Annotated in this window: 33 protein-coding genes; all 33 read left to right on the forward strand. The window is 68.4% G+C overall.

Annotated features, from left to right (window positions below):
- Positions 1–2: 2 nt before the first annotated feature.
- The 33 genes from tuf (at position 3) to rplQ (ending at position 19,283) form a co-directional block, all read left to right on the forward strand.
- Positions 3–1,196, forward strand: a complete 1,194-nt coding sequence (tuf, locus tag ACL02O_RS01140; protein ID WP_412816034.1) for an elongation factor Tu — start codon at positions 3–5, stop codon at positions 1,194–1,196.
- A gap of 356 nt (positions 1,197–1,552) precedes the next feature.
- Positions 1,553–1,861 carry a 30S ribosomal protein S10 gene (gene rpsJ, locus ACL02O_RS01145; protein ID WP_007073037.1) on the forward strand — a complete coding sequence of 103 codons (309 nt, stop codon included), beginning with the start codon at positions 1,553–1,555 and terminating at the stop codon, positions 1,859–1,861.
- Positions 1,862–1,872: 11 nt separating this feature from the next.
- Entirely contained in the window at positions 1,873–2,538 is a 666-nt protein-coding gene (gene rplC, locus ACL02O_RS01150; protein WP_412816035.1) for a 50S ribosomal protein L3, read from the forward strand.
- Entirely contained in the window at positions 2,535–3,185 is a 651-nt protein-coding gene (gene rplD / locus ACL02O_RS01155) for a 50S ribosomal protein L4 (protein ID WP_412816036.1), read from the forward strand. The genes rplC and rplD overlap by 4 nt, the downstream gene beginning before the upstream one ends.
- Entirely contained in the window at positions 3,182–3,484 is a 303-nt protein-coding gene (gene rplW, locus ACL02O_RS01160) for a 50S ribosomal protein L23 (RefSeq protein ID WP_412816037.1), read from the forward strand. The genes rplD and rplW overlap by 4 nt, the downstream gene beginning before the upstream one ends.
- Before the next feature lie 12 nt (positions 3,485–3,496).
- Positions 3,497–4,336, forward strand: coding sequence for a 50S ribosomal protein L2 (gene rplB, locus ACL02O_RS01165; RefSeq protein ID WP_088997376.1), 840 nt, complete (start codon positions 3,497–3,499; stop codon positions 4,334–4,336).
- A gap of 12 nt (positions 4,337–4,348) precedes the next feature.
- Positions 4,349–4,630: a 30S ribosomal protein S19 gene (gene rpsS / locus ACL02O_RS01170; RefSeq protein WP_091079388.1), complete on the forward strand. Its 282-nt coding sequence runs from the start codon at positions 4,349–4,351 to the stop codon at positions 4,628–4,630.
- Between the two features lie 40 nt (positions 4,631–4,670).
- Positions 4,671–5,126 carry a 50S ribosomal protein L22 gene (rplV, locus tag ACL02O_RS01175; RefSeq protein ID WP_357438197.1) on the forward strand — a complete coding sequence of 152 codons (456 nt, stop codon included), beginning with the start codon at positions 4,671–4,673 and terminating at the stop codon, positions 5,124–5,126.
- Complete coding sequence (rpsC, locus tag ACL02O_RS01180; protein WP_091262800.1) at positions 5,126–5,998, forward strand: 30S ribosomal protein S3; 873 nt, start codon at positions 5,126–5,128, stop codon at positions 5,996–5,998. Before rplV ends, rpsC begins: the two co-directional genes overlap by 1 nt.
- A gap of 3 nt (positions 5,999–6,001) precedes the next feature.
- Positions 6,002–6,427, forward strand: a complete 426-nt coding sequence (rplP, locus tag ACL02O_RS01185; protein WP_073834927.1) for a 50S ribosomal protein L16 — start codon at positions 6,002–6,004, stop codon at positions 6,425–6,427.
- Positions 6,427–6,663 carry a 50S ribosomal protein L29 gene (gene rpmC / locus ACL02O_RS01190; protein WP_117665103.1) on the forward strand — a complete coding sequence of 79 codons (237 nt, stop codon included), beginning with the start codon at positions 6,427–6,429 and terminating at the stop codon, positions 6,661–6,663. Before rplP ends, rpmC begins: the two co-directional genes overlap by 1 nt.
- Entirely contained in the window at positions 6,660–6,935 is a 276-nt protein-coding gene (rpsQ, locus tag ACL02O_RS01195; protein WP_088991889.1) for a 30S ribosomal protein S17, read from the forward strand. The genes rpmC and rpsQ overlap by 4 nt, the downstream gene beginning before the upstream one ends.
- A 98-nt stretch (positions 6,936–7,033) precedes the next feature.
- Positions 7,034–7,402, forward strand: a complete 369-nt coding sequence (gene rplN, locus ACL02O_RS01200) for a 50S ribosomal protein L14 (protein ID WP_007073026.1) — start codon at positions 7,034–7,036, stop codon at positions 7,400–7,402.
- Positions 7,399–7,719: a 50S ribosomal protein L24 gene (gene rplX, locus ACL02O_RS01205; protein WP_018217055.1), complete on the forward strand. Its 321-nt coding sequence runs from the start codon at positions 7,399–7,401 to the stop codon at positions 7,717–7,719. Before rplN ends, rplX begins: the two co-directional genes overlap by 4 nt.
- Positions 7,719–8,288, forward strand: coding sequence for a 50S ribosomal protein L5 (rplE, locus tag ACL02O_RS01210; RefSeq protein WP_353890592.1), 570 nt, complete (start codon positions 7,719–7,721; stop codon positions 8,286–8,288). Before rplX ends, rplE begins: the two co-directional genes overlap by 1 nt.
- A gap of 1 nt (position 8,289) precedes the next feature.
- On the forward strand, positions 8,290–8,475 hold the full coding sequence (locus tag ACL02O_RS01215) for a type Z 30S ribosomal protein S14 (protein ID WP_007073023.1): 186 nt from the start codon (positions 8,290–8,292) through the stop codon (positions 8,473–8,475).
- 96 nt (positions 8,476–8,571) lie between these two features.
- A complete protein-coding gene (gene rpsH, locus ACL02O_RS01220) occupies positions 8,572–8,979 on the forward strand; it encodes a 30S ribosomal protein S8 (RefSeq protein ID WP_088997380.1) in 408 nt (135 codons plus the stop codon).
- Between the two features lie 16 nt (positions 8,980–8,995).
- Positions 8,996–9,538 (forward strand): 50S ribosomal protein L6, encoded by a 543-nt coding sequence (gene rplF / locus ACL02O_RS01225; RefSeq protein ID WP_412816038.1) that lies wholly within the window; start codon positions 8,996–8,998, stop codon positions 9,536–9,538.
- Entirely contained in the window at positions 9,535–9,924 is a 390-nt protein-coding gene (gene rplR, locus ACL02O_RS01230) for a 50S ribosomal protein L18 (RefSeq protein ID WP_459560879.1), read from the forward strand. Before rplF ends, rplR begins: the two co-directional genes overlap by 4 nt.
- Before the next feature lie 33 nt (positions 9,925–9,957).
- Positions 9,958–10,572 carry a 30S ribosomal protein S5 gene (rpsE, locus tag ACL02O_RS01235; RefSeq protein ID WP_073834922.1) on the forward strand — a complete coding sequence of 205 codons (615 nt, stop codon included), beginning with the start codon at positions 9,958–9,960 and terminating at the stop codon, positions 10,570–10,572.
- The gene (rpmD, locus tag ACL02O_RS01240; RefSeq protein ID WP_013473693.1) at positions 10,572–10,754 is read left to right on the forward strand and encodes a 50S ribosomal protein L30; all 183 of its coding nucleotides are present in this window, start codon (positions 10,572–10,574) and stop codon (positions 10,752–10,754) included. The genes rpsE and rpmD overlap by 1 nt, the downstream gene beginning before the upstream one ends.
- Positions 10,754–11,197 (forward strand): 50S ribosomal protein L15, encoded by a 444-nt coding sequence (gene rplO / locus ACL02O_RS01245; RefSeq protein WP_123240576.1) that lies wholly within the window; start codon positions 10,754–10,756, stop codon positions 11,195–11,197. Before rpmD ends, rplO begins: the two co-directional genes overlap by 1 nt.
- A gap of 235 nt (positions 11,198–11,432) precedes the next feature.
- The gene (gene secY / locus ACL02O_RS01250) at positions 11,433–12,761 is read left to right on the forward strand and encodes a preprotein translocase subunit SecY (RefSeq protein ID WP_412816039.1); all 1,329 of its coding nucleotides are present in this window, start codon (positions 11,433–11,435) and stop codon (positions 12,759–12,761) included.
- Entirely contained in the window at positions 12,762–13,415 is a 654-nt protein-coding gene (locus tag ACL02O_RS01255; RefSeq protein ID WP_412816040.1) for an adenylate kinase, read from the forward strand.
- Positions 13,416–13,506: 91 nt separating this feature from the next.
- Positions 13,507–14,358 (forward strand): type I methionyl aminopeptidase, encoded by an 852-nt coding sequence (gene map / locus ACL02O_RS01260; RefSeq protein ID WP_412816041.1) that lies wholly within the window; start codon positions 13,507–13,509, stop codon positions 14,356–14,358.
- Between the two features lie 284 nt (positions 14,359–14,642).
- Entirely contained in the window at positions 14,643–15,161 is a 519-nt protein-coding gene (locus tag ACL02O_RS01265) for a DUF1707 SHOCT-like domain-containing protein (protein ID WP_412816042.1), read from the forward strand.
- Positions 15,162–15,431: 270 nt separating this feature from the next.
- The gene (gene infA, locus ACL02O_RS01270) at positions 15,432–15,653 is read left to right on the forward strand and encodes a translation initiation factor IF-1 (protein ID WP_007073013.1); all 222 of its coding nucleotides are present in this window, start codon (positions 15,432–15,434) and stop codon (positions 15,651–15,653) included.
- Between the two features lie 93 nt (positions 15,654–15,746).
- On the forward strand, positions 15,747–15,860 hold the full coding sequence (gene rpmJ / locus ACL02O_RS01275; protein ID WP_073834917.1) for a 50S ribosomal protein L36: 114 nt from the start codon (positions 15,747–15,749) through the stop codon (positions 15,858–15,860).
- Between the two features lie 261 nt (positions 15,861–16,121).
- Positions 16,122–16,502, forward strand: coding sequence for a 30S ribosomal protein S13 (gene rpsM / locus ACL02O_RS01280; protein WP_412816043.1), 381 nt, complete (start codon positions 16,122–16,124; stop codon positions 16,500–16,502).
- 18 nt (positions 16,503–16,520) lie between these two features.
- A complete protein-coding gene (gene rpsK, locus ACL02O_RS01285; RefSeq protein ID WP_013288613.1) occupies positions 16,521–16,928 on the forward strand; it encodes a 30S ribosomal protein S11 in 408 nt (135 codons plus the stop codon).
- Positions 16,929–16,942: 14 nt separating this feature from the next.
- Positions 16,943–17,569 carry a 30S ribosomal protein S4 gene (gene rpsD / locus ACL02O_RS01290; RefSeq protein WP_412816044.1) on the forward strand — a complete coding sequence of 209 codons (627 nt, stop codon included), beginning with the start codon at positions 16,943–16,945 and terminating at the stop codon, positions 17,567–17,569.
- Between the two features lie 96 nt (positions 17,570–17,665).
- Positions 17,666–18,688, forward strand: coding sequence for a DNA-directed RNA polymerase subunit alpha (locus ACL02O_RS01295; RefSeq protein WP_007073009.1), 1,023 nt, complete (start codon positions 17,666–17,668; stop codon positions 18,686–18,688).
- Positions 18,689–18,722: 34 nt separating this feature from the next.
- Positions 18,723–19,283: a 50S ribosomal protein L17 gene (gene rplQ, locus ACL02O_RS01300; protein ID WP_412816045.1), complete on the forward strand. Its 561-nt coding sequence runs from the start codon at positions 18,723–18,725 to the stop codon at positions 19,281–19,283.
- Positions 19,284–19,337 lie beyond the last annotated feature (54 nt).

Below are 19,337 nucleotides of genomic sequence, written 5' to 3' on the forward strand. Positions count from 1 at the left end.
CAGTGGCGAAGGCGAAGTTCGAGCGGACTAAGCCGCACGTCAACATCGGCACCATTGGTCACATCGACCACGGTAAGACGACGCTGACGGCGGCCATCACCAAGGTCCTGCACGACGAGTACCCGGACCTGAACCCGTACACGCCGTTCGACGAGATCGACAAGGCGCCGGAGGAGAAGGCCCGCGGCATCACGATCTCGATCGCGCACGTCGAGTACCAGACCGCGAACCGGCACTACGCGCACGTGGACTGCCCGGGTCACGCGGACTACATCAAGAACATGATCACCGGTGCCGCCCAGATGGACGGCGCGATCCTGGTGGTCGCCGCGACCGACGGCCCGATGCCGCAGACCCGCGAGCACGTGCTGCTGGCCCGCCAGGTCGGCGTGCCGTACATCGTCGTGGCGCTCAACAAGAGCGACATGGTGGACGACGAGGAGCTCCTGGAGCTCGTCGAGCTCGAGGTCCGCGAGCTGCTCTCCTCGCAGGAGTACCCGGGTGACGACCTGCCGGTCGTCCGGGTCTCGGCGCTGAAGGCCCTCGAGGGTGACCCCGAGTGGACCGCCAAGCTGATGGACCTGATGAACGCCGTCGACACCGCGATTCCGCAGCCGGAGCGCGAGACCGACAAGCCGTTCCTCATGCCGATCGAGGACGTGTTCACGATCACCGGTCGTGGCACCGTCGTCACCGGTCGCGCCGAGCGTGGCATCCTCAAGCCGAACGAGGAGGTGGAGATCGTCGGCATCCGCGAGAAGTCGATGAAGACCACCTGCACCGGCATCGAGATGTTCCGCAAGCTGCTGGACGAGGCCCGGGCCGGTGAGAACGTCGGTCTGCTCCTCCGCGGCATCAAGCGCGAGGACGTCGAGCGCGGCATGGTCGTCGTCAAGCCGGGCACCACGACCCCGCACACGGAGTTCGAGGCGACGGTCTACATCCTCTCCAAGGAGGAGGGTGGCCGCCACACCCCGTTCTTCCAGAACTACCGTCCGCAGTTCTACTTCCGGACCACGGACGTCACCGGCGTCGTCACGCTGCCCGAGGGCACCGAGATGGTCATGCCGGGCGACAACACCACGATGACCGTGAAGCTGATCCAGCCCATCGCGATGGAGGAGAACCTCAAGTTCGCGATCCGGGAGGGTGGCCGTACGGTCGGCGCGGGTCGCGTCACCAAGATCATCAAGTGAGCTGGGTAACCCCGATTAGCGTCGCCGTGCGGTAGTACGGCATACTAGTCAGGTTGCGTAACGACGGTTAGTCGCCTGCGTCCGGTGAATACTGGACCTCCGGGCAGACCAACAGTCGCGCGCAGGGTGGTTGATCGCCACTGGCGGTCAACCACCCTCGCACGGCGTCCAGGTCGCGGTAACGCGATCGACGCCATGACCCACCGCGTGGTCAGAGAATCGCTCCGGAGTCCCGGGGCGGAGCCTGGTCCACGGGCGCGACACGCCCGACCGCGGGGGTCGGCGGAAGTGGGCCTGTGCCAGCCGGTACAGGCGCCCGCAACACAGCGGCATCGAGAGAAGGAACAGAAGCCACCATGGCGGGACAGAAGATCCGCATCCGGCTCAAGGCCTATGACCACGAGGTCGTCGACTCCTCGGCTCGGAAGATCGTCGAGACGGTGACGCGTACCGGGGCGCAGGTCGCTGGCCCGGTGCCGCTGCCCACGGAGATCAACCGTTTCTGCGTTATCCGCTCGCCGCACAAGTACAAGGACTCGCGCGAGCACTTCGAGATGCGCACGCACAAGCGTCTGATCGACATCATCGACCCGACCCCGAAGACGGTCGACTCGCTCATGCGCCTCGACCTGCCGGCTGGCGTCGACATCGAGATCAAGCTGTAGGGACCGGACAAATGGACAGGCAAGTCAAGGGGATCCTGGGCGCAAAGCTCGGCATGACCCAGGTCTGGGACAACAACAAGGTTGTCCCGGTGACCGTGGTCGAGGCCGGCCCCTGCGTCATCAGCCAGGTTCGTAGCGCCGAGAAGGACGGTTACTCCGCGGTCCAGCTGGCGTACGGCACGATCGACCCGCGCAAGGTCAAGAAGCCGATCAGCGGGCACTACGCGAAGGCGGACGTCGCGCCGCGGCGGCACATCGTCGAGCTGCGCACCACGGACGCCGCGGACTACTCGCCGGGCCAGGAGGTCACGGTCGAGGAGTTCCCCGCCGGCATCACCGTCGACGTCACCGGCAAGACCAAGGGCAAGGGCTACGCCGGCCCGATGAAGCGGCACGGCTTCCACGGTCTGCGCGCCAGCCACGGTGTGGAGCGCAAGCACCGCTCGCCGGGCTCCATCGGCGCCTGCGCGACCCCGGGCCGCGTCTTCAAGGGCACCCGGATGGCCGGTCGGATGGGTGGCGTGCGCTACACCGTCCAGAACCTGACGGTCCAGGCGATCGACACCGAGAACAACCTCCTGCTCGTCCGTGGCGCCATCCCCGGCCCCAAGGGCGCGCTGGTCCTGGTCCGTACCGCGGCCAAGGCCAAGGCGAAGAAGGGCGGTGCGGCCAAGTGACCACCGTTGACGTCCTCAACGTCGAAGGCGCCAAGAGCGGCTCCGTCGAGCTGCCGGCCGACATCTTCGACGTGCAGGCCAACATCGCGCTGATGCACCAGGTCGTGGTGGCTCAGCTCGCGGCGGCCCGGCAGGGCACGCACAAGGCCAAGACCCGCGGCGAGGTCTCCGGTGGAGGCAAGAAGCCGTACAAGCAGAAGGGCACCGGTCGTGCCCGCCAGGGCTCGACCCGCGCGCCGCAGTTCGCCGGCGGTGGCGTGGTCCACGGCCCGGTGCCGCGCGACTACAGCCAGCGGACCCCGAAGAAGATGAAGGCCGCCGCCCTGCGTGGCGCCCTCTCCGACCGGGCCCGCGCCGGCCAGGTGCACGTCGTCGAGGCGTTCGTCTCGGGTGAGAAGCCGTCGACCAAGGCCGCTCTGGCCACGCTGGCGAAGCTGACCGAGGCGCGTCGCGTCCTGGTCGTGCTGAGCAGCACCGACGAGCTGAACTGGGTGTCGCTGCGCAACGAGCCGCGGGTGCACCTGATCGAGGCCGGCCAGCTCAACACGTATGACGTGCTGGTGGCCGACGACGTGGTCTTCACCAAGGAGGCCCTGGACGAGTTCCTGGGCGTTCCCGCCGAGACCACCGAGGAGGGTGGCAAGTGAGCACGATCGCCGATCCGCGTGACGTCATCGTCGCGCCGGTCGTCTCGGAGAAGAGCTACAGCGAGCTGAACCGCAACTGGTACACCTTCCTGGTGCACCCGGACGCGAACAAGACCGAGATCAAGATCGCTATCCAGCAGATCTTCAACGTCCGCGTCCTGTCGGTCAACACGCTCAACCGCGAGGGCAAGCGCAAGCGGACCCGCACCGGGTTCGGAAAGCGCAAGGACACCAAGCGGGCGATGGTGAAGCTGGCTGACGGTGACCGTATCGAGGCCTTCGGCGGCCCGGTCAGCTGAGGGGTGTAGACAATGGCTATCCGTAAGTACAAGCCGACGACGCCGGGCCGGCGTGGCTCGAGCGTCGCCGACTTCGCCGAGATCACCCGGTCGACGCCGGAGAAGTCGCTGCTGGCTCCGCTGCCGAAGAAGGGCGGTCGCAACGCCCACGGTCGGATCACCACGCGGCACCACGGTGGCGGCCACAAGCGCCAGTACCGTCTGATCGACTTCAAGCGGGTCGACAAGGACGGCGTGCCGGCGAAGGTCGCGCACATCGAGTACGACCCGAACCGCACCGCGCGTATCGCGCTGCTGCACTACGCCGACGGCGAGAAGCGCTACATCATCGCGCCGAAGGACCTGAAGCAGGGCGACACGGTGGAGTCGGGCCCGGGTGCCGACATCAAGCCGGGCAACAACCTGCCGCTCCGGAACATCCCGGTCGGTACCACCATCCACAACGTGGAGCTGCGTCCGGGCGGCGGTGCCAAGCTGGCCCGTTCGGCCGGCGTCGGCATCCAGCTGCTCGGCCGCGAGGGCGCGTACGCGACCCTGCGCATGCCGTCCGGTGAGATCCGGCGTGTCGACGTGCGCTGCCGCGCGAGCGTCGGCGAGATCGGCAACGCCGACCAGTCGAACATCAACTGGGGTAAGGCCGGCCGGATGCGGTGGAAGGGCAAGCGCCCGACCGTCCGTGGTGTCGCGATGAACCCGGTCGACCACCCGCACGGTGGTGGTGAGGGTAAGACCTCCGGTGGTCGCCACCCGGTGAACCCGCAGGGTAAGCCCGAGGGCCGCACCCGTCGTAAGGGCCAGCCGAGCGACCGGCTGATCGTCCGCCGCCGCTACGCCACGCGTAAGCGCGGCTGAGGGAGATAAGACATGCCTCGCAGCCTGAAGAAGGGCCCGTTCGTCGACGACCACCTGCTCAAGAAGGTGGAGACGCAGAACGAGAAGGGCTCCAAGAACGTCATCAAGACCTGGTCGCGGCGCTCGACGATCATCCCCGACATGCTGGGGCACACGATCGCCGTGCACGACGGGCGCAAGCACGTCCCGGTCTTCGTGACCGAGGCCATGGTCGGGCACAAGCTCGGCGAGTTCGCGCTGACCCGCACGTTCAAGGGTCACGAGAAGGACGACCGGAAGAGCCGCCGGCGCTGACGCCGCGGGCATACGGATAGAGGAACAAGGGGTTACAGCGATGCCAGGAAAGGGCGACGCTCCGGTGCTTCCGGGCGCGCGGGCGGTTGCGCGGCACGTGCGCATCTCGCCGATGAAGGCGCGCCGGGTGGTCAACCTCGTCCGCGGCCTGCCCGCGAAGGAGGCGCTCACGGTGCTGCAGTTCGCGCCGCAGGCTGCGAGCGAGCAGGTGTACAAGGTGCTCGCGAGCGCGATCGCCAACGCGGAGAACAACGAGCGGCTGGACCCCGACGCGCTGCTCGTCAGCGAGGCGTTCGTCGACGAGGGCCCGACGATGAAGCGGTTCCGGCCGCGGGCGCAGGGCCGGGCGTACCGGATCCGCAAGCGCACCTGTCACATCACCGTGGCGGTCGAGGCGGTGGCGCCGGCCGCGCCGAAGAAGTCGGCGAAGAAGGCCGCTCCGGCCAAGCAGGCCGCGGCCGCTGAGGGGCAGAGCACGACGGAGGGTGCCGAGTAATGGGTCAGAAGGTTCACCCCACTGGGTTCCGGCTCGGCATCTCGACCGACTGGAAGTCCCGCTGGTTCGCGGACAAGCTCTACAAGGACTACATCGGCGAGGACGTCAAGATCCGCCGGATGATGTCCAAGGGCCTGGAGCGCGCGGGTATCTCCAAGGTCGACATCGAGCGCACCCGGGACCGGGTCCGGGTCGACATCCACACCGCCCGGCCGGGCATCGTCATCGGCCGTAAGGGTGCGGAGGCCGACCGGATCCGGGGCGAGCTGGAGAAGCTCACCGGCAAGCAGGTTCAGCTGAACATCATCGAGGTGAAGAGCCCCGAGTCGGACGCGCAGCTGGTCGCCCAGGGCGTCGCCGAGCAGCTGTCCAGCCGGGTCAGCTTCCGCCGGGCCATGCGCAAGGCGATGCAGTCCGCCATGAAGAACCCGGTCTGCAAGGGCATCCGGGTGCAGGTCTCGGGCCGCCTCGGTGGCGCCGAGATGAGCCGGACCGAGTTCTACCGCGAGGGCCGGGTTCCGCTGCACACGCTGCGGGCCAACATCGAGTACGGCTTCTTCGAGGCCCGTACCACCTTCGGCCGGATCGGCGTGAAGGTCTGGATCTACAAGGGCGACGCCGTCCCGGGCCGCGAGGCCCCGGCCGAGGCCGCCCCGTCGCGCGGCCCGCGCCGCGACCGTGGCGACCGGCCGGAGCGGCCGCGCCGTGGCCGGTCGGGTTCGTCGGGTACGACCGCCGGTGGCACCGAGGCCGGCCGCGCTGCCGCGACCACCATCGCGCAGCAGGCGGAGACGCCGGCCGGCGAGCCGGTCGACGCCGGCGCCGTGGCCGCAGCCGCGACCCAGCCGGCAGAAACGCAGCAGGAGGGCTGACAGATGCTGATGCCGCGCAAGCCCCCGAAGGGCTTCCGCAAGCCGCACCACCCGGACCGCCACGGCGCGTCCAAGGGTGGTAACCGGGTGGTGTTCGGCGAGTTCGGGATCCAGGCTCTCGAGCCGGCGTACGTGACCAACCGCCAGATCGAGTCGGCGCGTATCGCGATGACCCGTCACATCAAGCGTGGTGGCAAGGTCTGGATCACGATCTTCCCGGACCAGGCCCTCACCAAGAAGCCGGCGGAAACCCGGATGGGTTCCGGTAAGGGCTCGCCCGAGTGGTGGGTCGCCAACGTCAAGCCGGGGCGGGTCCTCTTCGAGATGTCCTTCCCCAACGAGCAGATCGCGCGAGAGGCGATGCGTCGCGCGATCCACAAGCTCCCGATGAAGTGCCGCATTGTTACGCGCGAAGTGGGTGAATCCTGATGGCAGCGGGCGTCAAGGCCTCCGAGCTGCGTGAGCTCTCCGAGGAGGAGCTGGTCACGAAGCTGCGCGAGGCGAAGGCGGAGCTGTTCAACCTCCGCGTGCAGGGCGCAACCGGGCAGCTTGACAACAACCGGCGGCTGCAGGTCATCCGTCGGGAGATCGCCCGGATCTACACGATCATGCGTGAGCGTGAGCTGGGTCTCTCGGCCGCGCCGACTGAGGTGACTGCATCATGAGTGAGAACACCACCGCCACCGCGCGGGCCCGCCGCAAGGTGCGTGAGGGCCTCGTGGTCAGCGACAAGATGGAAAAGACCGTCGTGGTCGAGGTCGAGGACCGGGTCAAGCACGCGCTGTACGGCAAGATCATGCGCCGGACCAGCAAGCTGAAGGTGCACGACGAGCAGAACTCGGCCGGCATCGGCGACCGGGTCCTGATCATGGAGACCCGGCCGCTGTCCGCCACCAAGCGGTGGCGGCTCGTGGAGATCCTCGAGAAGGCCAAGTAGCGAAGGCTCGAGCTCGGCCGGCATCGGTCGGGCGCAGGTTCCGCCAGGCTCCGGCCGCCCTCGGGCGGCCGGAGAACCGGCAGACATAGGAGATAGACGTGATTCAGCAGGAGTCGCGACTGCGTGTCGCCGACAACACGGGTGCCCGGGAGATCCTGTGCATCCGGGTTCTCGGCGGCTCCGGTCGGCGCTACGCGAGCATCGGCGACGTCATCGTGGCCACGGTCAAGGACGCGATCCCCGGTGCCGGTGTCAAGAAGGGCGACGTCGTCAAGGCCGTCGTCGTTCGCACCGCCAAGGAGAAGCGGCGGCCGGACGGCTCGTACATCCGCTTCGACGAGAACGCCGCCGTCATCATCAAGGACGGTGGGGACCCGCGCGGCACCCGTATCTTCGGCCCGGTGGGGCGCGAGCTGCGGGACAAGCGGTTCATGAAGATCATCTCTCTCGCGCCGGAGGTGTTGTGACCGTGAAGGTCAAGAAGGGCGACACGGTCGTCGTCATCGCCGGCAAGGACAAGGGTGCCAAGGGCAAGGTCATCGCGGCCTACCCGCGGCAGGACAAGGTCCTGGTCGAGGGCGTGAACCGGGTCAAGAAGCACACCCGCATCAGCACCACCCAGCGTGGCGCCAAGACCGGTGGCATCGTCACCCAGGAGGCCCCGATCCACGTCTCGAACGTGATGGTCGTGGACTCCGACGGCAAGCCGACCCGCGTCGGTTACCGGATCGACGACAACGGCCAGAAGGTCCGCATCGCGCGTAGCACCGGTAAGGACCTGTGATGACCACGGCTACCGAAACCAAGACCATGCCGCGCCTCAAGGAGCGGTACCGCAACGAGATCGTGGCCCAGCTGCGCGAGCAGTACAGCTACGGCAACCCCATGCAGGTGCCGCGGCTGGTCAAGATCGTCGTCAACATGGGTGTCGGCGAGGCCGCTCGGGACGCCAAGCTGATCGACGGCGCGGTCCGCGACCTGGCCACCATCACCGGCCAGAAGCCGCAGGTGCGGCGGGCGACCAAGTCCATCGCGCAGTTCAAGCTGCGCGAGGGCATGCCGATCGGCGCGAAGGTCACCCTGCGGGGCGACCGGATGTGGGAGTTCCTGGACCGGCTGCTGTCCATCGCACTGCCGCGTATCCGTGACTTCCGGGGTCTGGACGGGCGCAAGCTCGACGGGCACGGCAACTACACGTTCGGTCTGACCGAGCAGTCGGTGTTCCACGAGATCGACCAGGACAAGATCGATCGCCAGCGGGGCATGGACATCACGGTGGTCACGACCGCCACGACCGACGACGAGGGCCGGGCGCTGCTCAAGCTCCTGGGCTTCCCGTTCAAGGAGAACTGAGATGGCCAAGAAGGCGCTGATCCTCAAGGCGGCCGCGAAGCCGAAGTTCTCGGTTCGCGCGTACACCCGCTGCCAGCGGTGCGGGCGTCCGAAGGCGGTGTACCGCAAGTTCGGTCTCTGCCGGGTGTGCATCCGGGAGATGGCCCACCGCGGTGAGCTGCCCGGCGTGTCCAAGGCTTCCTGGTAATAGCCCGGCGCGCTTCGCGCGTCAGCTGAACTGTCTCTTCGCCGTAGGCCCCAGGCCCAGCCCGGGGAACCCCGGCGAGAAAGGTTGACGAGTTTCATGACGATGACCGACCCGATCGCAGACATGCTCACGCGTCTGCGTAACGCCAACCAGGCGTACCACGACCGGGTGACGATGCCGTACTCGAAGATCAAGGCGAACATCGCCGAGGTCCTCAAGTCCGAGGGTTACATCAGCACCTGGTCGGTCGAGGAGCCCGAGGAGGGCGCCGTCGGCAAGCGACTGGTCGTCGAGCTGAAGTACGGCCAGAACCGAGAGCGGAGCCTGGCCGGCATCAAGCGGGTGTCCAAGCCCGGTCTCCGGGTTTACGCCAAGTCGGACGGGCTCCCGCGGGTGCTCGGCGGGCTGGGCGTGGCGATCATTTCGACGTCCCAGGGGCTGCTCACCGACCGGCAGGCCCGCAAGCGGAGCGTTGGCGGGGAAGTCCTCGCCTTCGTCTGGTAACGGGAGAACGGTAGAAATGTCGCGAATTGGACGTAAGTCGATCCCGGTGCCAGCCGGCGTCGATGTCACGATCGACGGCCAGACCGTCAAGGTCAAGGGCCCCAAGGGCGAGTTGAGCCACGTGCTGGCCGAGCCGATCACGGCGGAGCGGGCCGAGGACGGCGCGCTGCAGGTCAACCGACCGAACGACGAGCGCAAGGCCAAGGAGCTGCACGGCCTGAGCCGTACGCTGGTGGCCAACATGATCGTCGGGGTGACCGAGGGCTACAAGAAGAGCCTCGAGATCGCCGGTACCGGTTACCGTGTTACCGCCAAGGGCAAGGACCTGGAGTTCGCGCTCGGGTTCTCGCACCCGGTCCTGGTGCAGGCGCCGAACGGCATCACCTTCACGGTCGAGAAGCCGACGCTGTTCCACGTGGCCGGCATCGACAAGCAGCAGGTCGGTGAGATCGCCGCAAACATCCGGAAGATCCGCCCGCCGGAGCCGTACAAGGGCAAGGGCATCAAGTACCAGGGCGAGGTCATCCGCCGTAAGGCCGGAAAGGCAGGTAAGAAGTGAGCGCCACGCTGCTCAAGCGCCGCCGCGGCGTCGCCGCCAAGCGTGCCGTCGGGCGTGCGCGTCGGCACTTCCGGGTCCGCAAGAACATCAGCGGCACCGCCGAGCGTCCGCGCCTGGTCGTCACCCGCTCGCTGCGGCACATCGTCGCCCAGATCGTGGACGACGCCAAGGGCCACACCCTGGCGTCGGCCTCGACCATGGACGCCTCGCTGCGCGGTGCCGAGGGCGACAAGAGCGCCCTGGCCGGCAAGGTCGGCGCCCTGCTCGCCGAGCGGGCCAAGGCCGCCGGCGTCTCGAAGGTCGTCTTCGACCGCGGTGGCAACCGGTACGCGGGGCGGGTCGCCGCGCTTGCCGACGCCGCCCGCGAAGCCGGGCTCGAGTTCTAGAAACCCCGTCACGAGAGAGAAGGAAGGCTGCTGATGCCAGGTCAACAGCGCCGTGGCGGCGGGTCCGGTGGCAACGAGGGTGGTCGCCGCGACAACCGCCGTGAGGGCGGCCGCGGAAACGCGCCCGTCGAGAAGACCCCGCACCTCGAGCGGGTCGTCGCGATCAACCGCGTCGCCAAGGTCGTGAAGGGTGGTCGTCGCTTCAGCTTCACCGCCCTGGTGATCGTGGGCGACGGCGACGGCACCGTCGGCGTGGGCTACGGAAAGGCCAAGGAGGTGCCCGCGGCGATCGCCAAGGGTGTCGAGGAGGCCAAGAAGCACTTCTTCAAGGTGCCGCGGATCGGCGCCTCGATCCCGCACCCGGTGCAGGGCGAGGACGCGGCCGGTGTGGTGCTGCTCAAGCCGGCCTCGGCCGGTACGGGTGTCATCGCCGGTGGTCCGGTGCGTGCCGTGCTGGAGTGCGCGGGTATCCACGACGTGCTCTCCAAGAGCCTCGGCTCGTCCAACCCGATCAACATCGTGCACGCCACGGTGGCGGCCCTGAAGGCGCTCGAGTCGCCCGAGGCGGTCGCGGCCCGTCGTGGTCTGCCGGTCGAGGACGTTGCGCCGGCCGCCATGCTGGCGTCGCGGGCGGGGGTGGCGTCCTGATGGCACGCCTGAAGGTCACCCAGGTCCGGTCCGAGATCGGGACCAAGAAGAACCAGCGTGACTCGCTGCGTTCGCTCGGTCTCAAGCGGATCAACGACGTGGTGGTCAAGGAGGACCGTCCGGAGATCCGCGGCATGATCTTCACGGTCAACCACCTCGTGAAGGTCGAGGAGGTCGAGTAATGACGATCAAGGTCCACCACCTGCGTCCGGCGCCCGGGGCCAAGACCGACAAGACCCGTGTGGGTCGCGGTGAGGGCTCGAAGGGCAAGACCGCCGGTCGCGGTACCAAGGGTTCGAAGGCCCGGAAGAACATCTCGCCGGCGTTCGAGGGTGGGCAGATGCCCATCCACATGCGCCTGCCGAAGATGAAGGGCTTCAAGAACAAGTTCAAGGTCGTCTTCCAGGTGGTCAACCTGGACCGGCTCGCCGAGCTCTTCCCGAACGGCGGCCAGGTCGGCCCGGTCGAGCTGGTCGAGGCCGGTGCGGTCCGCAAGGGCCAGCCGGTCAAGGTGCTCGGCACCGGCGACCTCGGCGGCGTGGCGCTCCAGGTGTCGGCGCACGCGTTCAGCGCGTCGGCCAAGGAGAAGATCACCGCTGCCGGCGGCTCGGTCACCGAGCTGTAAGGCACTGTCCATGGCGCCCGCTCAGTTGTCCACAACTGGGCGGGCGCCACGGTCTACCGGGCAGATGTGCACCGGGTAACATCGGATTCGTTTTATGTAGCCGGGCACATCTGCCCGGACCGGGGCGGGGCTGTTAGAGTCCCATCCCAGCTATGGATATCGGGCGCTCGCCCGGCACCCACCCCGCTCCGCCAGGGATCATCACCGGCGGCCCGCGTCGCGCAGGAGGAAGAAGTTGCTGTCCGCCTTTCTCAGTGCGTTCCGTACGCCTGACCTGCGCAAGAAGCTGCTGTTCACAGTAGGCATCATTGCGGTCTACCGGCTCGGCGCCACGCTGCCCAGCCCCGGCGTCTCGTACGGCAACGTCCAGAAGTGCCTCGACACCCTCCAGGGCGGCAGCACCGGCGTGCTGAACCTGCTGGACCTCTTCTCGGGTGGCGCGCTGCTGCAGCTGTCGGTCTTCGCGCTCGGCATCATGCCGTACATCACCGCGTCGATCATCCTGCAGCTGCTGACGGTGGTCATCCCGCGGCTCGAGCAGCTCCGCAAGGAGGGCCAGGCCGGCCAGGCGAAGATCACCCAGTACACCCGGTACCTGACCCTGGGCCTGGGCATCCTGCAGTCGTCGGCGTTCGTGGCGCTGGCCCGCTCCGGCCAGCTGTTCAACAACCAGTGCGACCAGTTCCCGATCGTCCCCAAGGGCACCGGGATCCCGGACTGGCTGACGCTGACCATCCTGGTCATGACCATGACCTCCGGCACCGGTGTGGTGATGTGGCTCGGCGAGCTGATCACCGACCGCGGCGTCGGCAACGGCATGTCCGTCCTGATCTTCACCTCGATCGCGGCCCGGCTCCCCAGCGAGGGCTGGAAGATCAAGACCACCAAGGGCTGGGGGATGTTCTTCCTCGTCATCGCCCTGGTCCTGCTGGTCATCACCGCGGTCACCTTCATCGAGCAGGCGCAGCGCCGGATCCCGGTGCAGTACGCCAAGCGCATGATCGGCCGGCGGATGTACGGCGGCACCTCCACCTACATCCCGCTGAAGGTGAACCAGGCCGGCGTCATCCCGGTCATCTTCGCCTCGTCGCTGCTCTACCTGCCGACGCTCATCCTTCAGTTCTTCGACCCGAACAACCCGGGCAAGACCCAGGCGTGGATCCAGAACCACATCGTGAAGGCGAGCGCGCCGGAGCACATCGCGATCTACTTCCTGCTGATCGTCTTCTTCACGTACTTCTACGTGTCGATCACGTTCAACCCGACCGAGGTCGCGGACAACATGAAGAAGTACGGCGGCTTCGTGCCGGGCATCCGCCCCGGCAAGCCGACCGCCGAGTACCTCGACTTCATCCTGAGCCGGATCACCCTGCCGGGCGCGCTCTACCTGGGCATCATCGCGATCCTGCCGAACTTCTTCTTCATCTGGCTCGACAACCAGCAGTTCCAGAACTTCCCGTTCGGCGGCACCGCTGTGCTCATCATGGTCGGCGTCGGTCTGGAGACCGTGAAGCAGATCGAGAGCCAACTCATGCAGCGGAACTACGAAGGGTTCCTGCGGTAGATGCGACTCGTTCTGGTTGGCCCGCCGGGCGCGGGCAAGGGCACACAGGCGGAGTTCATCGCCGCCCACCTCTCGGTGCCGAAGATCTCGACCGGTGACATCTTCCGGGCCAACGTCACCCAGGGCACGCCCCTGGGGGTCGAGGCGAAGCGGTACATGGACGCCGGCAAGCTGGTCCCCGACGAGGTCACCATCAACATGGTGCGGGGCCGGCTCGCCGAGCCCGATGCCAGCGAGGGTTTCCTGCTCGACGGCTTCCCGCGGACGATTCCGCAGGCCGCCGCGCTGGACAAGCTCCTCGCCGACCTCGGCACCGCGCTGGACCTGGTCCTGGAGCTGGTCGTCGACGACGACGAGGTGATCCGGCGACTCTCCGGCCGGCGCACCTGCCGCGGCTGCGGCAAGATCTGGCACGTCGAGTTCGACGCCACCACCCGTGAGGGCGTCTGCGACCGCTGCGGCGCCGAGCTGTTCCAGCGCGACGACGACAAGCCGGAGACCATTGCGGCCCGCCTGGCGGTGTACGCCGAGGAGACCGCGCCGCTGGTCGACTACTACGGTGCCCAGGGCAAGCTCGTCGGCATCGACGCGACCGGGCCGGTGGAGGACGTCACCGTCCGCGCCATCGACGCGCTGCGCTCGTACGGCGGCTGACGTCCCGCCGGGGATCCCGGCGGATAGAGTGCGAACAGCGGGGTACGTCCGGCGTGCCCCGCTGATCCGCGCAACGAAAGGTAACGCCTCCATGCGTCGTCCCCAGCTGGACATCCAGCTGAAGACCCCCGACCAGATCGAGTTGATGCGGGCCGCCGGTCTGGTGGTCGCCCGCGCGCTGCGTCGGATGCGGGAGGCGGTCGCCCCCGGGGTGACCACCGCCGACCTGGACGCGATCGCCGAGGCCACCATCCGGGAGGCTGGTGCGATTCCGTCGTTCAAGGGCTACCACGGCTTCCCGGCGTCGATCTGCTCGTCGGTGAACGAGCAGGTGGTGCACGCGATCCCGGCGTCGAAGCAGGCGCTGCGGGAGGGCGACCTGATCTCGATCGACTGCGGCGCGGTCCTGAACGGTTGGCACGGCGACGCCGCCATCACGGTCGGCGTCGGCGAGGTCGACCCGGCCCTGCTGAAGATGGCGTCGGTGGCCGAGGACGCGATGTGGGCGGGGATCGCGGCGGCGGCCCGGGGCGCGGCCAGCGGCAAGGGCCGGCTCACGGACATCTCCCACGCGGTCGAGAACGCGATCCGCAAGGGCGGCCGGTACGGCATCGTCGACGGCTACGGCGGCCACGGGATCGGCACCGAGATGCACCAGGACCCGCACGTGCTGAACCACGGGCGCCCGGGCAAGGGCCCCCGGCTGGTGCCGGGCATGGCGCTGGCCATCGAGCCGATGATCACCATGGGCTCGCCCCGGACCGAGGAGCTGGCGGACGGCTGGACCGTGGTGACCCGGGACGGGTCGATGGCGGCGCACGTCGAGCACTCGATGGCCCTGCTCGACGACGGGGTGTGGGTGCTGACCGCCGAGGACGGCGGCCGGTCCCGCCTCGGCGACGTGGTCACCTCCCGGCAGCCGGCGGACTCCCCGGCGGCCTGACTGTTCCGGCTCCGTGGCGGCGACCGTGTCGGTCGATGTGCCCGACGCGTCGCCACGCACCTGGGGTGGCGCACGGATCGGCGTCTGGAAGGCGTTGGCCGGGTGGCTCCGGCTCGTGCTCCCGGCCATGATCCGCGGCGATTCGTGTGCGTCATCAGGTTCGTAGCCGCCGATCGGGAAGTTCCGGGCAGGTCAGGTGGTTCCGGACCGGCCGTCACCGCCGCGGCGATCGTCCCGACCCGGCCTGCTGTCGCCGGTGGCGCCGCAGTGTCATGCTTGCCTTCATGGAGCGGAGCGGGATGCGGGCGGCCGACGCCGACCGGGAGACGACGGCCGAGCGGCTCCGGGTGGCCCTGGAGGAGGGCCGGCTCGACCTCCACGAGTACGACGAGCGCCTGGGCCGGACGTACGGCGCGAAGACGTACGCCGAGCTGGACGCGGTCCTGGCCGACCTGCCCGGGCCGGTCCCGCCGCAGCGCGCCGAGGTCGCGCCGGCCCCGGCCCCGGCCCCGGCCCCGGTGACCGAACCGGGCGTGCGGGCCGGCCACGCCGGGCACGGCGGCGGGCTGCTCGGGATCTGGTCGCCGTGGCTGCGGGTCGCGGGGATCCTCAGCGTGATCTGGCTCATCACCTCCCTCGGTTCCGGGTCCGTGGACCACTACTGGCCGGCCTGGGTTCTCGGTCCGTGGGGAGTGCTCCTGCTGCTGCGTACGATGGGCGGCCACGACCGGCACGGGCGGCACCCGGGCGCGCGGGGTGGCAGGAAGGCCCGACGGGGACGCCGGGACGGTCGCCGGGGCTGACCCAGGCCATATGTGGCCGGCGTCACGGCAGGTCGCCCGGGCGTGGCGAATTTCCCCCGCCGCGGTCACCGAACGGGCGGCCGGTTTGGCGACGGCGCGCAGGCGGGCGTACACTTTCTGATCGGCGCACAGCGTCCACTCCGGCATGCCCACCCGCGCTTCGGTGGGTGTCGGAGCCGCGGCTGGCGCGGGTTTCTGACCTTGGTCAGTTTCACCCGTGTAAGGCGTTGTGGGCCATCCGGAGCAACCGACGTCAGGACAGCGGAGGACATGCCGAAAAAAGACGGAGCCATCGAGATCGAGGGTCGGGTCATCGAGCCCCTGCCGAACGCCATGTTCCGCGTGGAGCTCGCGAACGGCCACAAGGTGCTCGCCCACATCAGCGGCAAGATGCGGCAGCACTACATCCGCATCCTGCCGGAGGACCGGGTCGTCGTCGAACTGTCGCCGTACGACCTGACCCGCGGGCGCATCGTCTACCGCTACAAGTAAGCCTGACGACGGCCGGGACGTCCCCGTGTCCGTCTTCGACGTCCGGCGTCGCGCGTTGTCGCGCCTCCGGGCCAGATGGGAAGTAAGGCAACCGTGAAGGTCAAGCCGAGCGTCAAGAGGATCTGCAACAAGTGCCGGGTGATCCGCCGGCACGGCCGGGTCATGGTCATCTGCCAGGACCCGCGCCACAAGCAGCGCCAGGGCTGAGCCACTCCCACCGGCCGTGACGGCCGGTCGGGTCGGCCCGGGTCGCAGATCCCGACAGCACATCGTCAGCTCGTCCCAGCCGCGAGCGGTACGCAGCGCGTACTCCCTCGTGGTTGACCCCCGGTCGGAGGCCGGGGCCCGCTCGGGCAGCGACCGATCCCGGTCGCCGGCGCGGAACGCGCCGGAAGGACAGGGACGGTCGGTAGCGGGGTGGGACGGGTCCACACCTCCGCAACAACATCACGAGGAGTACGCCCGCACATGGCACGTCTAGTCGGCGTGGACCTCCCCCGCGAGAAGCGGATGGAGATCGCGCTCACCTACATCTTCGGGGTCGGTCGCACCCGCGCCCTGGAGACCCTGGCCGCCACCGGCATCTCCCCGGACAAGCGTGTCCGGGACCTCACGGACGAGGAGCTGGTCCAGCTCCGCGACCACATCGAGGGCAACTACAAGGTCGAAGGCGACCTGCGCCGCGAGGTCGCCGCTGACATCCGCCGCAAGGTCGAGATCGGCTGCTACGCCGGCATCCGGCACCGCCGGGGCCTGCCCGTGCGTGGCCAGCGGACCAAGACCAACGCGCGGACCCGCAAGGGCCCGAAGCGGACCGTCGCCGGCAAGAAGAAGCCCGGCAAGAAGTAACTAGGAGCGCACAGACTTATGCCACCGAAGGCTCGTGCCGGAGCCGCCGTCAAGAAGGTCCGGCGCAAGGAACGCAAGAACGTCGCCCACGGGCAGGCGCACATCAAGAGCACCTTCAACAACACCATCGTGTCCATCACGGACCCGACCGGTGCGGTCATCTCCTGGGCCTCCTCGGGCCAGGTGGGCTTCAAGGGCTCCCGCAAGTCGACTCCGTTCGCCGCTCAGCTGGCCGCCGAGGCCGCCGCGCGTCGGGCCATGGAGCACGGCATGCGCAAGGTCGACGTGTTCGTCAAGGGTCCCGGCTCCGGCCGGGAGACCGCCATCCGCTCGCTGCAGGCCGTGGGCCTCGAGGTCGGTCAGATCTCCGACGTCACCCCGCAGCCGCACAACGGGTGCCGTCCGCCGAAGCGTCGCCGGGTCTGAGAGGTTAGAGAGAGATGGCTCGTTACACCGGTGCTGACTGCCGCCGTTGCCGGCGGGAGAAGATGAAGCTGTTCCTCAAGGGCAGCAAGTGCGATGGCCCGAAGTGCCCGTTCGAGTCCCGGCCGTTCCCGCCCGGGCAGCACGGCCGCGGCCGCACCAAGGAGACGGAGTACCTGCTCCAGCTCCGTGAGAAGCAGAAGGCTCGCCGGGTCTACGGCGTGCTGGAGAAGCAGTTCCGCGGCTACTACGAAGAGGCCGTGAGCAAGAAGGCCAAGACCGGTGAGGTTCTCCTGCAGATCCTCGAGTCGCGGCTGGACAACGTGGTCTACCGGGCCGGCTACGCCAAGTCCCGGGACATGGCCCGTCAGCTGGTCAAGCACGGTCACTTCACGGTGAACGGCAAGAAGGTCGACATCCCGTCGTACCGCGTCAAGGAGCACGACATCGTCGAGGTCCGGGGCAAGAGCAAGGAGCTCACCCCGTTCATCGTCGCGCAGGCCGAGGCCGGCTCCAAGACCGTTCCGGCGTGGCTCGAGGCCATCCCCAGCCAGATGAAGATCCTCGTGCACTCGCTCCCGGCCCGCCAGGTGATCGACACCCAGGTCCAGGAGCAGCTGATCGTCGAGCTCTACTCGAAGTAAGGGCTCGTTGCGGTGGCCCGCCCTGCGGGGCGGGCCACCGGAACAGTTCATGTCGCGGGCGTCATATAGCGGGCGCCCCGGAAGAGAAGAGAAGAAATGCTCATCAGCCAGCGACCGTCTCTCTCCGAAGAGTCGATCAACGAGACCCGCTCCCGGTTCACCATCGAGCCGCTGGAGCCGGGCTTCGGCTACACCCTGGGCAACTCGCTGCGGCGCACGCTGCTGTCGTCCATCCCGGGTGCGGCCGTCACCTCGATCAAGATCGACGGTGTGCTGCACGAGTTCACCACGATCCCCGGGGTCAAGGAGGACGTGGTCGAGCTCGTCATGAACATCAAGGAGCTCTGCGTCAGCTCCGAGCACGACGAGCCGGTCAGCATGTACCTGCGCAAGCAGGGCCCGGGCGACGTGACCGCCGGTGACATCCAGCCCCCGGCCGGTGTCTCGGTGCACAACCCGGACCTGAAGCTCGCCACCCTCAACGGCAAGGGCCGGCTCGACATGGAGCTGACCGTCGAGCGGGGTCGGGGCTACGTCACCGCCGCGCAGAACAAGCAGGCGGGCGCCGAGATCGGCCGGATCCCGGTCGACTCGATCTACTCGCCGGTGCTCAAGGTGACGTACCGCGTCGAGGCGACCCGCGTCGAGCAGCGGACCGACTTCGACCGGCTGATCATCGACGTCGAGACCAAGCCGTCGATGGGCCCGCGTACCGCGCTGGCCTCCGCCGGTTCGACGCTGGTGGAGCTGTTCGGGCTGGCCCGGGAGCTGGACGAGACCGCCGAGGGTATCGACATCGGGCCGTCGCCGCAGGACGCACAGCTGGCGGCGGACCTGGCTCTGCCGATCGAGGAGCTGGACCTCACCGTCCGCTCCTACAACTGCCTCAAGCGCGAGGGCATCAACTCCGTTGGTGAGCTGATCGGGCGTACCGAGGCGGACCTCCTCGACATCCGGAACTTCGGTCAGAAGTCGATCGACGAGGTCAAGATGAAGCTCGCCGGGATGGGCCTGGGGCTGAAGGACTCGGCTCCGAACTTCGACCCGGCGCACGTCGTGGACGCCTTCGGCGAGGCCGACTACGACACCGACGACTACCGCGAGACCGAGCAGCTCTAAGTCCGGCTGCCGCCACATCTGAGGAGCACCAACAATGCCCACGCCCACCAAGGGCCCCCGCCTCGGCGGCAGCCCCGCGCACGAGCGGCTGATGCTGGCCAACCTGGCCACCTCGCTGTTCCAGCACGGCAAGATCCAGACCACCGAGACGAAGGCCCGGCGGCTGCGTCCGCTGGCCGAGCAGCTGATCACCAAGGCCAAGCGGGGCGACCTCGCCTCGCGGCGGCGGGTGCTGTCCGTCGTCAAGGACAAGGACGTGGTCTACGCCCTGTTCGACCAGATCGCGCCCCGGTACGCCAACCGCAACGGTGGCTACACCCGGATCGTGAAGACCGGTCCGCGCAAGGGTGACGCCGCTCCGATGGCGATCATCGAGCTGGTCGAGGAGCTTCAGGTCGCCGAGCCGAAGGCGAACAAGAAGACCGCCGCCCGCAAGGCCGCCCAGCAGGACAAGGTCGAGGCCCTGGCTCCGGCCGAGGAGACCCCGAAGTCCAGCGAGGGTGACCAGGACGCCGAGGCCCCGGTCTCGGCCTCGGGTGACACCGCCGCCGCCCGCGAGGACAGCGACGAGGCCACCGAGAACGAGAAGGCCTGAGCACAGGCAGCATCGTCGGGCCCGGCACCCCTCGTGGGGTGCCGGGCCCGACGG

Origin of the sequence: Micromonospora mangrovicola, from assembly GCF_047200535.1 — a bacterium.
GTDB lineage: Bacteria > Actinomycetota > Actinomycetes > Mycobacteriales > Micromonosporaceae > Micromonospora.